12 protein-coding genes are annotated in these 13,729 nt (G+C 73.2%); 1 reads left to right on the top strand and 11 read right to left on the bottom strand.

Going from position 1 to position 13,729, the window contains the following annotated elements:
* Window positions 1-806: transglycosylase domain-containing protein (locus ACTUAL_RS25560; protein ID WP_440902034.1), on the bottom strand; the 806-nt coding region annotated here is incomplete at its 3' end.
* Between the two features lie 255 nt (window positions 807-1,061).
* Between ACTUAL_RS25560 and ACTUAL_RS25555 the strand changes: the two genes are divergently transcribed.
* The gene (locus tag ACTUAL_RS25555; protein WP_440902033.1) at window positions 1,062-2,177 is read left to right on the top strand and encodes an acyltransferase family protein; all 1,116 of its coding nucleotides are present in this window, start codon (window positions 1,062-1,064) and stop codon (window positions 2,175-2,177) included.
* Window positions 2,178-2,313: 136 nt separating this feature from the next.
* Here the strand turns inward: ACTUAL_RS25555 and ACTUAL_RS25550 are convergent, their stop codons facing one another.
* The 10 genes from ACTUAL_RS25550 to ACTUAL_RS25505 form a co-directional block, all read right to left on the bottom strand.
* Entirely contained in the window at window positions 2,314-3,306 is a 993-nt protein-coding gene (locus ACTUAL_RS25550; protein ID WP_440902032.1) for an aldo/keto reductase, read from the bottom strand.
* Window positions 3,273-4,304 carry a lysylphosphatidylglycerol synthase domain-containing protein gene (locus ACTUAL_RS25545; RefSeq protein WP_440902031.1) on the bottom strand — a complete coding sequence of 344 codons (1,032 nt, stop codon included), beginning with the start codon at window positions 4,302-4,304 and terminating at the stop codon, window positions 3,273-3,275. Before ACTUAL_RS25545 ends, ACTUAL_RS25550 begins: the two co-directional genes overlap by 34 nt.
* On the bottom strand, window positions 4,301-5,320 hold the full coding sequence (locus ACTUAL_RS25540; RefSeq protein ID WP_440902030.1) for a glycosyltransferase family 2 protein: 1,020 nt from the start codon (window positions 5,318-5,320) through the stop codon (window positions 4,301-4,303). The genes ACTUAL_RS25545 and ACTUAL_RS25540 overlap by 4 nt, the downstream gene beginning before the upstream one ends.
* A 10-nt stretch (window positions 5,321-5,330) precedes the next feature.
* Window positions 5,331-6,320: a UbiA prenyltransferase family protein gene (locus tag ACTUAL_RS25535; protein ID WP_096492203.1), complete on the bottom strand. Its 990-nt coding sequence runs from the start codon at window positions 6,318-6,320 to the stop codon at window positions 5,331-5,333.
* Window positions 6,317-7,453 carry a glycosyltransferase family 4 protein gene (locus ACTUAL_RS25530; protein ID WP_198320440.1) on the bottom strand — a complete coding sequence of 379 codons (1,137 nt, stop codon included), beginning with the start codon at window positions 7,451-7,453 and terminating at the stop codon, window positions 6,317-6,319. The genes ACTUAL_RS25535 and ACTUAL_RS25530 overlap by 4 nt, the downstream gene beginning before the upstream one ends.
* Before the next feature lie 137 nt (window positions 7,454-7,590).
* Window positions 7,591-8,757, bottom strand: a complete 1,167-nt coding sequence (locus ACTUAL_RS25525; RefSeq protein ID WP_440902029.1) for an endonuclease/exonuclease/phosphatase family protein — start codon at window positions 8,755-8,757, stop codon at window positions 7,591-7,593.
* 93 nt (window positions 8,758-8,850) lie between these two features.
* Complete coding sequence (locus ACTUAL_RS25520) at window positions 8,851-9,930, bottom strand: NAD-dependent epimerase/dehydratase family protein (RefSeq protein WP_440902028.1); 1,080 nt, start codon at window positions 9,928-9,930, stop codon at window positions 8,851-8,853.
* Window positions 9,927-11,357: an aspartate aminotransferase family protein gene (locus ACTUAL_RS25515; RefSeq protein WP_096492201.1), complete on the bottom strand. Its 1,431-nt coding sequence runs from the start codon at window positions 11,355-11,357 to the stop codon at window positions 9,927-9,929. The genes ACTUAL_RS25520 and ACTUAL_RS25515 overlap by 4 nt, the downstream gene beginning before the upstream one ends.
* A 248-nt stretch (window positions 11,358-11,605) precedes the next feature.
* Entirely contained in the window at window positions 11,606-12,679 is a 1,074-nt protein-coding gene (locus tag ACTUAL_RS25510; protein WP_440902027.1) for a hypothetical protein, read from the bottom strand.
* 482 nt (window positions 12,680-13,161) lie between these two features.
* Window positions 13,162-13,729 (bottom strand): Asd/ArgC dimerization domain-containing protein (locus ACTUAL_RS25505; protein WP_440902026.1); only part of this gene is annotated, 568 nt, incomplete at its 5' end.

Below are 13,729 nucleotides of genomic sequence, written 5' to 3'. Positions count from 1 at the left end.
GCCGCGCGCCTCGGCTGCTCCAGCCAGCCCTCGGCGACCATCCCGTCGAGCACGTAGTCCCACCGCGCGCGCAGGTCCTCGGCCGCCTCCGGGTCGTCGGGCGCGGAGGCGTAGCGGTAGGGGGACTGGAGCAGCGCGGCCAGGTAGGCGGCCTTCGCCGGGTCGTCGCCGAGCCCGCTCACCGGCGTGCCGAAGTACGCGCGCGCCGCCGCCTCGACCCCGTACGCGCCCCTGGCGAAGAACGCCGTGTTCAGGTAGGCGCGCAGCACCTCGTCCTTGGGCACGTCCTGCCCGATCTTCAACGAGATCAGCAGCTCCCTGCCCTTGCGCCCGAGGGTCTGCTCCTGGGTCAGGTAGTAGTTCTTCACGTACTGCTGCGTGATCGACGACCCGCCCTGCAGCTCGCCGCCGCCGAGGTTGTTCTTCACCGCCCGCAGCAGCCCGGTGAGCGACACGCCGGGGTCGTCGTAGAAGGACCGGTCCTCGGCCGCGAGGACGGCGCGCCGCACCACCTCGGGGATGTCGTCGAACCCGACGGACTGCCGGTTCACCCCGACCTGGGCGATGCGCGAGCCGTCGGCGCGCAGGAACACGGTGGCCTCGCGGATGGCGAAGTCGTTGGGCTCGGGGATCTCCACGGTCCGCACGGCCACGGCGAGCCCGCCGAGCGCCAGGGCCGTCACGGCGGCGAGCGATCCGGCGGTCCAGGCCAGTCGCCGCGTCCACCGGCCGGTCGGGCGGTCGGGCGGGGGCGCGTCGGCGACAGCGGGGTCGGGCGGGATCTCGGGTGCTTCGTCGGTGTCCATCACCTGTGTTCACGACGCCGCGCGCCGCCGGGTTGCCGGGGAAGGGCCGATCACTTTCCGCAACCACCGGGAACCGCGGAACCCGAGCGGCGCGCCCATTCACACCGCGCCCCCTAGAAAGGGCCACCCGGCCGCCCCCCGAACGTGCACCCGCCGCTTTTTCCAGCACCCGTTCAGCCCCACCGCTAACACCCCCTCCCACCAGGGCGATTGCCGAGTGCCGCACGGCATCCGCTTCCTCGGAAGGGTATTTCCTTGTCACTGTTACACAAGCCCCGCAGTGCCGCAGAAAAACTCCCCGCTCCCCCGACCGGACCGGCCGCGCACGACAAGCTCCCCTCCCTCACCGGTCTCCGCTTCGTCGCCGCCTTCGTGGTCTTCGGCTTCCACGTCGACGCCATGGGCCTGTTCGAGGGCACCGCCCTCGACGCCCCCGTGCACGCCGTGTTCGGGCAGGGCGCCACCGGGGTCGGGTTCTTCTTCCTGCTGTCCGGTTTCGTGCTCACCTGGTCCGCCCGCCCCGGCACGACGGCCCGCGCGTCCTGGCGGCGTCGGGCGGCGAAGGTGCTGCCCAACCACGTGGTGGTGTGGCTGCTCGCGCTGGCCGCCCTGGTGGTGACCGGCGGGGGCGCGCCCGCGCTGCCGTCGCTGGTGGGGTTGCCGCTGCTCCAGGCGTGGATCCCGGTGCAGGACGTGTACTTCGGCGTCAACACCCCGGCCTGGTCGCTGTCCTGCGAGGTCGCGTTCTACGCGGCGTTCCCGCTGCTGCTGCGCTGGGTGACCGGCGTCCGCCCGAGCCGCCTGTGGCCGCTGGCGGGCGCGCTGGTGGCCGCGGTCCTCCTGGTGCCGGTGCTGGCGACGCCGATGCCGGGCGAGCTGGAGTACTGGTTCGTCTACGTCTTCCCGGTGACCAGGGGCCTGGAGTTCGCGCTGGGCGTGGTGCTGGCCCGCGTCGTGAAGGCGGGTCTGTGGCTGCCGCTGCCGCTGTGGCTGGCGGGCGCGCTGTCGGTGGCCGCCTACGCGCTGTCGAGCCGGCTGCCGGACAGCTTCGGCTACGTCGCGGGCACCGTGGTCCCGCTGGCGCTGCTCATCCCGGCGGCGGCCGTGGCCGACCTGCGGGGCAGCCGCTCGCCCCTGCGCGGGCAGTCCCCGGTGCTGCTGGGCGAGATCTCGGTCGCCTTCTACCTGCTGCACCAGCTCATCCTGCGGGTCGCGGAGTCCCTGCTGCCGCTGGGCGGGCTGACGGCGGCGGGCGCGCTGCTGATGACCGGCCTGCTGCTCCTGGCCTCGCTCGCGGCGGCCTGGCTGCTGCACCGCTGGGTGGAGCAGCCCGCGATGCGCCTGCTCACCGCGAACCGCGCGCGGGTGTGAACTCACGCGCCAGGATCACGCTTCAGGAGCACGCGTCAGGAGCACGCGTCAGGGGGCCGCGCCGGGCACGGCCCCCTGCGACGCGGGTGGACGCGGCGCCCGGTCGGTCCGTCGACCGAGCGCCATCAGTCCTCCCTCAGAGCGCGCCCAGCGGGGCCTGGGCGTCGAGCGCCGCGCGGACCTCGGCGGGCAGCTCCAGCTCGATCCCGTCGAGCGCCTCGTCCAGCTGCGCCACGCTGCTCACGCCCAGCACCGGCATCACCGGGAACCCGGCCCCGGCGCCCGCCATCCACGCCAGGGACAGCTGGTTCGCGGTGACGCCCAACCGCTCGGCCTGCTCGCGCAGGTGCGCCAGCCGCCGCTCGTTGACCTCGTCGCGGTACTCCGGCGACAGCTCCTTGTCCGGCTTGGTCAGCGCGCCCTGCAGCAGCGGCGAGTAGCCCTGGAGCACCATGCCGTGCTCGCGGGCGTGCGCGACCATCTCGGCGCTGAGCGGGCGCTGCGGGCGGATGTCGAACGACGGGTCCGGCCACAGGTAGGAGTGCCGCACCTGGATCACCCGCGCCGGGGCGATGTCGTCCGAGGACGCGGCCAGCTCCGCGTTGCCGCGCAACGTCTCCGGGTCCGAGTTGCTGGCGCCGATCACGCCGACGCGGCCGTCGCGGACCAGCTCGGACAGCGCGCCCGCCGACTGCTCCAGCGGGGTCTTCGGGTCGTCGCCGTGGGTCAGGTAGACGTCGATGCGGTCGGTGCCCAGGCGCTCGGCGCTGAGCGCGAACTGCTTGTGGATCACGCTGGGGTCCAGGCCCTCGGCGGACTCCGGGAACGGGCCGTCGAGCGGGTCGGGCAGGCAGCCGACCTTGCTGGTCAGCAGCACCTCGTCGCGGGCGCCGGTGTCGGCGAGCCAGCGGCCGATGAGCAGCTCGGACTCCTCGCCGGTGCCGCCGGGGGCCCAGAACGCGTAGCAGTTGGCGGTGTCGACGACCCGGCCGCCGCGCTCGGCGAACCGGTCGAGGATCGCCCTGGAGGTGGCCTCGTCGACGGTGGTGCCGAAGTACATGGTGCCGAGCGCCACCCTGGTGCCGCGCAGTCGGGTTAAGACCTCGTCGCCGTAGGCGGTGGTGAGCATGGAGCTTCCTCTCGTGGATCGTGGGGACGGCCCTCGTCGGGGCCGGGGGTGCGGCGGCGGGCGGTGACGCTACCGCAGGCGAAGGCGACCACGTCGGCGGCGGCGAGCACGAGCCTGCTGGCCGCCGCGGCGGCGACCGCCTCCGCCGGTGGCAGGAGCGTGGCGAGCGAGACGGCCAGCAGCGCCTCCCGCACGCCGATGCCGTCCGGGACCACCACGACCAGGCTCGCCACCGACGTGGCCAGCGCGAACCCGCCGACGCAGGGCAGCAGCGCCGCGACCGGGTCGGCGCCCAGCGCGACCACCAGCAGCCACAGGTGCAGCCCCGTGACCACCCAGGACACCGAGCACAGCCACACCGCGCGGCTCAGCACGTCCTGGGGCACCTCGACCAGCCGCCTGGCCAGCGCGGGCAGCCTGCGCACCAGGCGCACCGCCACGGCCAGCGCCCACGGCAGCACCAGCAGCGCCACGGCCGCCAGCGCCGCCGCGCCGAGCGCCGTCCAGCCGCCGTGGACGTAGCGCAGCAGGGTGGGCAGGCCGAGCGCCGCGCCGGTGGCCAGCGACACGGCGGCGTAGAGGCCGAAGGTGGCGGTGAAGTGGAGGACCGTGATGCCCGAGGACGCCGCGAGCCTGGTCTGCAGGACGATCGACCACATCACCCCCGGCACGTACTTGCCGAGGCTGCCCGCCGCGAACAGCTTCACCGCGAACAGCCTGCCCAGCGGCCGGGACAGCGCCTGCAGCGGTTCGCGCCAGGACAGCGCGGTCAGCCACAGCCCGGCCAGCGCGGCCAGCAGCGCGGGCAGCAGCCACGGGCCGAGCCTGCCGAGGGCGGCGCCCGCGGCCTCGCGGTCGGCGGCGAGCGAGCGGCCGAGGAACCCGGCGCACATCAGCACGACCAGCGCGGTGGTGGCGCGCCGCACCCAGGTGCGGCGCAGGAGGGCGAGGGCGCGGGCCCGCCACAGCGGTGGGGCGGGCGTTGCGGTGGCGCTCACGCGCGCTCCCCGTTCGCGTACAGCCTGCGGAACGACGGTGCGGTCGCCCAGCGGGCCGCGCCGACCAGCGCGGCGGCGCCGGTGGTGGCGTTCATCAGCAGGTGCAGCCCGGCCATCAGCGGGAACTGCCGCGCGCCCGCCGTCGCGCCGAGGAACTTGAGCAGCCGCCGCTCCTCCACCGCGAACAGCGCCGCGCCCGCCAGCGCGGTGACCGCGCCCGCCGCGGGCCACAGGACGGCGCCCGCGAGGCCCGCGAGCACCAGTCCGGTGCCCGCGACCGCGCCCGGCCGGTAGGCGGTGTCGGTCAGCTTGGGCCTTGCCCTGCCCCGGTCGGCGAACAGCGCGACCAGCGGCACCGACCGGCGGTACTGCTTGCCCAGCAGCACGCCGAGCCGGTCGTCGTCGTCGTGGCGGCCCAGGATCGTGGCGTCGATCCACACCGTGGAGATCTCGGACAGCCGGGCGCCGTACTCGACGTCCTCGGTGGCCCGCAGGCCGGTGTCCAGCGGGCCGGCCAGCTCGTAGGTCTCCCGGCGCATCGCGCCGAGCGAGAAGTTGCACAGCCGCGCCTCGCCGGAGCTGCGCACCCGCCAGAAGTGGCCGTGCAGCACCTTGTACCGCTCGACGGGCCCGTCGTCGACCAGCGGTTCCTTGTCGTAGATGCCGCCGACGAAGCCGAGCCTGCGGTCCGAGCCGAGCATCCGCACCGCCCGCTCCACGGCCTGCGGCGCGAGGGCGATGTCGGAGTCGAGGAAGAACAGGACCTCACCGGTGCTGCGCGCCACGCCGGTGTTGCGCGCCGCCGAGGGCCCCTCGTTGGCGGTGCGCACGAGCGTGCAGGGGAACTCGGCGGCGATGCGCGGGGAGTCGTCGGTGCTGCCGTCGTCCACGACCACGATCTCGATCTTGGGGTAGGTCTGGTCGAGGACGGCCTGGAGGCACTGGCGCAGCGTCTTGGCGTAGTTGTAGTTGGGGATGATGACGGAGACGGTCGGGTAGTCCGGTGTGGACGGCATCGGGTTCACCTCAGAACAGCCTGCCCGCGGCCAGGAGCACCAGCCACAGCCCGGCGTTGACCAGCAGGGGCACGTCGCGCAGCACGTCCCGGCCCGGTTCGCCGCCGCTGCGGCCGACCGTGACCAGCTGCAGGTAGCGGGCCAGCGCGAACACCGCGAACGGGAGGGTGAGCACGGCGAGCAGCGCGCCCTCGGGACGTCCGGCCTCCAGCAGGTGCAGGAAGTAGGTGATCAGCGTGGAGCCGACCAGCACCGCCATCAGCTGGTCCAGCAGCGGCACCGAGTAGCCCGCCAGCGCGGGGCGGGTGACGGCGGCGTCGCCCGCGCTGGCCACGGCGGCCAGCTCGTGCCTGCGCTTGCCCAGCGACAGCAGCAGGCACACGCAGTAGACGCAGGCGATGAGCGTCGGGCTGAACGGCGCGCCCACGGCCAGGCACCCGGCCGCCGCGCGCAGCACGAACCCGAAGGCCACCACGCTGATGTCGACCAGCGCGTGGTGCTTGAGCACCAGGCAGTACAGCAGGTTCAGCACCAGGTAGGCGGCCACGGCGGCGCCCGCCAGCGGCGGCAGCACCACGACCGCGGCGCCGATCACCGCCAGGCAGGCCGCGCCCAGCAGCAGCGCCAGCCCCGGCCCGACGCGCCCGCTGGCGATCGGGCGCTCCCGCTTGGTGGGGTGCAGCCGGTCGCGCTCGCGGTCCAGCCAGTCGTTGAGCACGTACACCGAGCTGGACGCGGCCACGAACGCGAGCAGCGCGGCGGGCAGCAGCCAGGGCTGCCGGGTGACCGAGGTCGGGTCCACCGCGAGCGGCGCGATCAGGACGAAGGCGTTCTTGACCCACTGGCGGGGCCGCAGCAGCGCCAGCCACGCGGGCATCCGGGAGCGGCGCTTGACCGGCGGGTCGACCTTGGTGACGACGTGCACCGCCGTCTCGGGCAGGGGCAGGTCCTGGCCGCCGACGCGGTAGGGCGTGAGCGCGGGAACGGGAGTCGTGGTCATGACCGCGCCCCGTTCAGGACGGCCCGGTAGGCCTCCTCGTGCGCGTCGAGGAAGGTCTCCCCGCCGAACAGCTTGATCGCGGCCTCCTGGCCGACCTGCCGGTCCTCGGCGGGCAGTGCCGCCATCTCCAGCAGGGCCTCGCGCAGCGCCACCGGGTCGCGCGGCTCCACCAGGCGGCCGAAGCCGGTGGCCTGCACCGGGTGGTTGGCGCCGGGCAGGTTGGTGGTGACCGACGGCTTGCCCGCCATCATCGCCTCCACCTGCACGATGCCGAAGGACTCGGAGATCGAGGGCAGCGAGAAGACGTCGATCGAGGCGTAGAAGTCGCGCACCCGGTCGCCGCGCAGCAGCCCGGTGAAGCGGATGCGGGAGTCGGTCCCGGCCTCGGCGCGCAGCTGCTCGATGTTGCTGCCGCCCGCGACGGTCGTGTAGTCGCCCGCGATCAGCAGCCGGGCGTCCGGGTCGTCGATGCCCCGGAACGCGCGGATCAGGTACTCGATGCCCTTGTCCACGGTGATGCGGCCCATGAAGCCGATGTGCAGGCCGTCGCCGTCGCGCATGGTCGGCTCGCCGCCGCTGCGGTCCACGCACGGCGACGGGATCGGGCGCAGCGGGCGGCGCTTGATCACCGACCAGATGCGGGAGTCGCGGGCCTGGTCCTCGGTGTTGGTGATGACGAGGTCGGCCTGGCGGATGGCGACCGCGCAGGAGGTGTCGACCGCGCGCATCCCGAACCGGTTGATCGGGCTGTCCGGCAGGAAGGTGTCGATGTGGTAGGTCACCACCATCGGGGTCTTGCGGCGCAGCGCGGCGACGAACGCGGCCTCGGGGTTGGGCAGGTGCACGTGGAGCAGGTCGGAGCGGGCCGCCAGGCGCGAGGCAAGCAGCGGCAGGTGCGGGGCGATGAAACCCCGGCTGATGTGGGCCATGACCGGGGCGCGGAAGACGTGCACGCCGTTGATGACCTCGTGGGACGGCAGCGAGCGGTCGTGCCGGGCGCAGACCACGGCGACCTTCCAGCCGCGACCGGCCAGGCCCTCGGCGGTCAGGCGGGCGGCCTCGGTGAGGCCGGAGACGTAGGGCGCGTAGTAGTCCAACATCACCGTGACGTCGAACCTGTCGGGCATCCGCATGGTGGAGATCCCTCTCGGTGGCGCGGCGGGCGCGGTCTGCGCCCGTGCGGTGCGGGTTGGTCTGGTGGTTCTTCGGGCGTGCTCCAGCGGCGCGGGCCCTCGATCGCGGAGGGGGCGCGCGTGGTGCTCAGGGGGGGTCAGCCGGCGTCGCGGACGACGAGGGTGAACTCCTGGACCGCGTGGTCGGAGAAACCGGGGCTGGCGGTGAACCGGTAGTCCGGGACCGAGGCCCCGCCGGTGGTGAACAGCCAGTCCAGGCGCCACACGCGGGGGACCGGGTAGTCGGCCAGCGGCCAGGAGAACGCGGGCAGCGGGCCGTCTCCGGGAGAGTGCGTGGTCGCGCCGTCGAGACCGAGCAGGCTCCCCATCCAGGGCGAGTTGAAGTCGCCCGCCACGACGGAGGTGTTCGGGTTGGCCGCGAGGTCGGCGCGCAGCTCGGCCAGCTCGCGGGTGCGCCAGTCGTGCTGCTTGGCCAGGAAGTTCCAGAACCGGCTGCCCAGCGGGTTGTCGCCGACCCGGAACGGGACCGGGAAGTGGGCGTTGTAGACCGACAGCACCCGGTCGCCGACGCGCAGGTCGGTGCGCTGCGCCTTGCGGCCCTGCCAGTACCAGGCGTCGTCGGTGGACGGCACGTCGCGGGAGTGCGTGGCGGCGATGGGCAGCCGGGTCAGGGTGAGCAGCTCGCCCTCCACCACGGCCTGGTAGCCGGGGAACTCGGCGCGCAGCCGGTCCAGGTGGTCGATCAGGATCGGGCCCTCGCCCTCCCAGTGCAGGTACTCCTGCAGGAGGTAGACGTCGGCGTCCTTCTCCCGCAGGAACGCGTAGAACGCCTCGGGGTCGTCGGCCATCTCCCAGTAGTCGCTGTTCCAGGAGACGACGGAGATCCGCGCGTCGCCGGGTCCGGCGGGGCCGGTGTCGCCGCGCCAGCCGGGGCCGACGCCCGCCAGGTAGCCGCCCGCGAGCAGCAGCGCCAGCAGGAGCGGGGTGAGGCGGCGGCGGACCGGGCGGGCCAGCGGCACGACGGCCAGCAGCAGTGCGGGGACGGCGACCAGCGCCACCGGGGGCACGGCCTCCAGCAGGAACCACACCCACCAGCGGCCGGTCAGGGCCACGTGCAGGAGCAGGAAGAGCGACCACGCGGCGGTGGCGGCCACGACGAGCCGGGTGCCCAGGCACCAGCGCGGTCGGGCGGTCGGCGGTGCGGTGCTCGGTCGTTCGGTGCTCGGGTTCTCGGTGCTCGGGTTCTCGGCGTCAGGGGGGTCGGTGGACGGCCTTGGGACGACGGCCGGATCGGTGGTGGACATGCCTGTGTCGCTTCCTGTGGGCACGACGGGGTGAGGTGGCCGGCGCCGATGACGGCCACCTCCCAGGGGACTGCTCGAAAAGGGGTGGAGCGCTCAGAAGAAGACCTTGGCCAGCGACAGCGCGCCCTGCTTCCACGGCTCCTGGCTGGTGCGGCCGGTCGCGCCGGACGACCTGGTGCTTGCCGCGGCGCGCGCGCCGCGCCACCAGTCGTAGGTCTGCAGGATGGCGTCCTGGTTGGACATCCTCGGCGTGAAGCCGAGCCGGTCGCGGATCTTGTCCACGCTGACGTAGGAGTCGGCGAGCAGCTTGAACAGCAGCCGCCCGTACACCGGGGACATGCCCGTGCGCTCCAGGGCGCTGAGCACCGCGACCGCCGGGCGGCCGGGGATGGAGCGGACGCGCTTGCCGTGCCCTGCGGCGTCCAGCACGGCCTGGAAGTCCTCGCGGAGCGTGCCGAACCGGGCGGCGCCGACGTTGAACGTGTCGTTGACGCGGTCGGCGGGCGCGGTGAGCACGGTCTGCACCGCGTCCACCAGGTCGGACAGCGCGAGCATCTGGATGCGCACGTCGCCGCGGCCGAGCACCGGGAAGTTCCGGCCCTCCTCGGCCCACTGGTAGAGCATGTCGAACAGCCCCATCCGGCCGGGCCCGAGGAAGGTCTTGGGCCGCAGCACCGGCAGCAGCATCCCGCCCGCCCGGTACCGGTCGGCGACGACCTCGGCCTCGGCCTTCGCGCCGCTGTAGGTGTCGACGGGCTCGCGCGGGTGCTCCTCGGTCGTGGGCACGATCTTGGGCAGCCCGTAGACCGCGGTGGACGACACGTGCAGCACGCGCGGGACGCGGGCGACGCGGGCGGCTTCGAGCACCGTCGTGGTGCCCTCCACCACGATCGAGCGGATGTCGGCCGCCGGGTAGCTGGGCAGCGCGGAGGCGCAGTGCACCAGGGCGTCGGCGCCCGCCACGGCCCGCGCCACGGCGGCCTGGTCGCGGATGTCGCCGGTGAACGGCACCAGCCCCGGCGCGGGCTCGATCGGCCGCAGGTCGAAGGCGCGCACCTCCACGCCCTGCGCCCGCAGGCTGCTCACCAGCTGGGAGCCGAGCACCCCGGCCGCGCCGGTGACCGCGATCCTGGCGGGCAGCTGCCCGTTGCCCGCGCCTTCAACCGGAGTCACCACAGCGAGCTCACCCTCTCCTTGACGAAACGGCCGACGAGCTTGGTCATGCCCTGGTCGAGCACGGCCTCGAACGCGTCGAGGAAGCGCTCGCACTCCTCCACCCCGGCGACCAGCGGCGGCGCGACGATCATCGGGCTGCGGCCGTTGAGGGTGTTGTAGGTGTAGATGTCGTGCTCGCGGTAGAGCGCGTCGATGACCGCCGCCGTGATGATCTTGGTGCGGATCAGCGGGTCCTTCGCGGGTCCGCCCACCGGCAGCTTGCCCACCAGGTCGAGCACCTTCGGCCCGCCGGACAGGAAGACCCCGTGCAGCGCGCCGGAACCGGCCACCTCGGAGATGAGGTCAGGGTAGGTCTTCTGGATGCGCTCCAGCCCCGGCCGCAGCACCCCCTCGATGACCCGCGCCCGCGCCGGGAAGTCCTCGTCCACGGCCACCGAGATCGCCTCGAGCGCGGTCGCCGCCTCCTCGCCGAACCCGTAGTAGGTGGTCGACGTGGACTGCATCATCGCGTCGGTCATGTTGTCGTAGACCTTGCGGAACAGCGGTTCCCGCGCGATGTAGGCGGAGATGGAGGACTTGCCGCCGCCGAACGACTTGGACGTGGTCACCACGTCCGGGACCAGGCCCTCGTAGCGGGTGAAGTAGAACAGGCTGCCGGTCTTGCCCCAGCCGGTGTAGATCTCGTCGAAGATCAGCACGATGTCCTCGGCGGTGCACAGCTCCCGCAGCCCGCGCAGGAACTCCTCCGAGCACCACCGGATCGTGGAGGCGCTGAACGGTTCGATCAGCAGCGCGTACACGTCGCTGCGCCCGTTGGCGTCGCGCGCCTCGGCCAGCGCCTGGCGGACCGAGTCGAGGTCGCCGTAGGAGAAGGTGCGGATGCCGGGGATGGTGGGGAACGCGAAGTGGTTCTGGGTGCTGCCGGTCAGGCCGCCGGAGCCCAGCAGCTTGCCGTGGAAGCTGATGTCCGAGCGCAGGATCGTGTTGCGCTTGCCGCCGTGGTACTTGTAGGCGAGCTTGACCGCGCCCTCGACCGCCTCGGCGCCGGAGTTCGGCAGGAACGAGCGGTTGAGGTCGCCGGGCAGCAGCTGCGCCAGGTTGTGGCCGAGCGCGGCCAGGTAGGGCGAGAAGTAGGTCTTGTGCACCTCCATCCGCTGCTTCTCCTGGAAGCGGCGGCGGGCCTCCAGGATGCGGGGGTGGTTGTGGCCGTGGTTGAGCACGCCGACGCCCCCGGTGAAGTCGAGGATGCGCCGCCCGCTCTTCGTCCACAGGTAGGCGCCCTCGGCGCGCTCGACCAGCTCCCGGCCGAAGCCGAACGAGGTCATCAGCCGGACCTGGCTCTTGTTGATGTACCGGCGGTGGAGGTCGTGGACCGCGTCCACGTCCAGCCGCTCCGCCTCCTCCAGACCGATCAGGTCTGCCATCGCTGCCGCTCCTCTGCACGGGGTGGGCGCCGTGTGTGGGAACGCTCCCAGAGGGGAGCGGTCCACCGCCTCGGCGATCTCGTGCAGCCAAGCTCGCACGGCGCGGGAGCACCGGTCGAGGGATCGGGGATGTCAGCAGGCGGACCGGCCGGAAGTGGACAGCGGCTACGTTCCGTCGCCATTCAGTTGTCGATCAGCGGTTCGATCCCGCCTGACCTGGACTTTCCCTTCGCCCCGGTGACCTTGGGTCACGGGTTGGGCGTTCTCGCGCCCGCGGCCTCCGCCGCGTCCGCCGCCTCGCGCCTGCCGACCAGCAGCCCGGCCTGGAAGCGGCTGTCCGCGCCCAGCTCCTCCATGAGCGTGGAGATGTACCTTCGGCAGGTTCGGGTCGCCATGCCCAGGCGGCGCGCGATGACCTCGTCCTTGAGGCCCATGCCCATGAGCCGCAGGATCGACGCCCGCAGGTCAGCGCCGGGGCTGTGCCCGTCGTCGGCCTCGGCGGCGTCCGGGCCGGGGAAGGGCGTGCCGACCTGCCAGGCGGCCTCGAAGGAGCGGCACAGGTAGGCCACGAGCGTCGGGTCGGTGACCACCGCGGCCCCAGGGGCCTCCTGCCCGCGCCGCTCCTTGGGCACGAACGCGATGCGGCGGTCGTAGATGATCAGCCGCTCGGACAGCTCCTCGGCGGTGCGCACCTCGCCACCGGCGTCGTCGACCCGCTTGGCGTACGCCCAGGTGGCCATGCTGGAGCGGGCCGTGTGCTGGTAGAGCGTGCGGATGCGCACGCCCCGGCGCAGCAGCTCCTGGGTGTGCACGAGGTCGGCCTGCAGCAGGTGCGCGGCCCGCCCGCCGCCGGGCTGCAGCGCCATCCGCTCCTGCGCGCAGCGGCGCCTGGCGAGGTCGAGCTCGCGCCGCACGTCCGCCGCGCTGTCCAGCACGCGGATCGGGACGTTCTCGCCGGTGTCGCGCTCGGTGGAGCGGTAGACGGTGGTCAGCGAGCGCAGCTGGCGGTGGATGCGGGCCACCTGGCCGCGCTGGCGGGAGATCGAGACCTCCAGCGCGGAGACCAGCTCGGCCTCCACGATCTCCGGGTCGAGCGGGGCGGCCGGGCACCCGTCGGGGGCGTCGCTGAGGAGGCGCAGCTCCCGGAGCCGCTTGCGGGCCTCGACCACCCGGCGGAGCTCGACGTCGAGCTTCTCGGAGATCTCCTCGTCGACGAACGCGCCCGCGCGCACCGCGGCTTGGTAGGCGTCGACCACGACGTCGTCCAGAAAAGGACGTTCGTCCGATAACGGCGATTCTTCCAACAACGGTTGCTCGTCCAACGGTCCTGCTCTCCCTTGGGCGCGGCAGCCACGTCATCCGGTTTCCACTAGTGGCCACGCCACCATAGGACACCGACAACGGTCGAAGTTCAGCACGATTGCTGACAACCTTCGGGACGGCCTGGGCACTTCCGCCCGCGCAGCACACGGGAATCACTGGAGTCGGGATGACGCACCTTCGGCACCGGCCCTCGTCCGAGCGGACCGGGTTCGTCCGCGACGTGGCGGCTCGCGCGCTGGGATCGGGCGGGTTGACCCCTGGGTTGGCCGGGCGGGTTCCGCCCCTGGTCGGGCGCCTGCGACGGCTGGCCGATCGGTCCTGGGCGCCGGTCGCCCAGGGTGCCCCGAACGACGACAGGTGGGACAGCGCACTGCTGCCCCACCCGATGCCCCCGTGCCGCCCGACGCTCTGGCTCCGTCCGGCGTTGTCGCGCTGACAGGCGCCCTCCCCGACCAGCGAAGCCCAGGGGGAGCGCGCCCCGTCAGGCCGTGCGCCCGGCCCGCCCCCGCCCGGCGACGGAGAGCGCCAAGCTCGCCACGTTCAGGGCGTTGAGCGCCCCGGAGGCCCGAAGGCTGTCGAACGTGATCCACAACCACACCGACCGCGGGTCGTGCGGCGTGACCCGCACCCGTCCCACGTGCAGCACGTCAGGGTCGGCGGCGGTCAACGGCGTGGGCCCGGTCGCCTCCAGCTGATCGGCGTCGTACACCCGCACGCGAGGCAACGACCCGAGCAACGCCACCAGGTCAGCACGAGAAACCGGCGACTCGGCCTCCACGAGCACCGCGGCGGAGTCACTGCTGACCACCGGAACGTGCACGCAGGTGGCCGTGCTGATGAGCCAGGGCCGCCCGAGTACCCGCCGAGTCGCCCCGACGAGACGCTGCACCTCGGTGGTGAACCGGTTGTGCAGCACTCCCCCGACGGCGGGCACGACGTTGAAGGCCAGCGGAAAGGGCGTGCTGTGCGCGGGCAGCTCGGCGTCCGGGTCCTGAAGCGCCAGTTCGGCCCCCTCCAACAACTCCTCAACCCCTTGCCGCCCGAGGTGG

The sequence above is a fragment of the Actinosynnema sp. genome (assembly GCF_052038725.1).
This window is presented reverse-complemented; position numbering and strand designations above follow the sequence as displayed.

Coding starts and splice junctions, on each gene's coding strand:
- ACTUAL_RS25530 (WP_198320440.1), bottom strand. CDS start 7,453: ATGCGGATGCCCGACAGGTTCGACGTCACGGTGATGTTGGACTACTAC.
- ACTUAL_RS25550 (WP_440902032.1), bottom strand. CDS start 3,306: ATGCTCACCACCGCCTACGGCGACGAGGTCTTAACCCGACTGCGCGGC.
- ACTUAL_RS25540 (WP_440902030.1), bottom strand. CDS start 5,320: ATGCCGTCCACACCGGACTACCCGACCGTCTCCGTCATCATCCCCAAC.
- ACTUAL_RS25525 (WP_440902029.1), bottom strand. CDS start 8,757: ATGTCCACCACCGATCCGGCCGTCGTCCCAAGGCCGTCCACCGACCCC.
- ACTUAL_RS25535 (WP_096492203.1), bottom strand. CDS start 6,320: ATGACCACGACTCCCGTTCCCGCGCTCACGCCCTACCGCGTCGGCGGC.
- ACTUAL_RS25515 (WP_096492201.1), bottom strand. CDS start 11,357: ATGGCAGACCTGATCGGTCTGGAGGAGGCGGAGCGGCTGGACGTGGAC.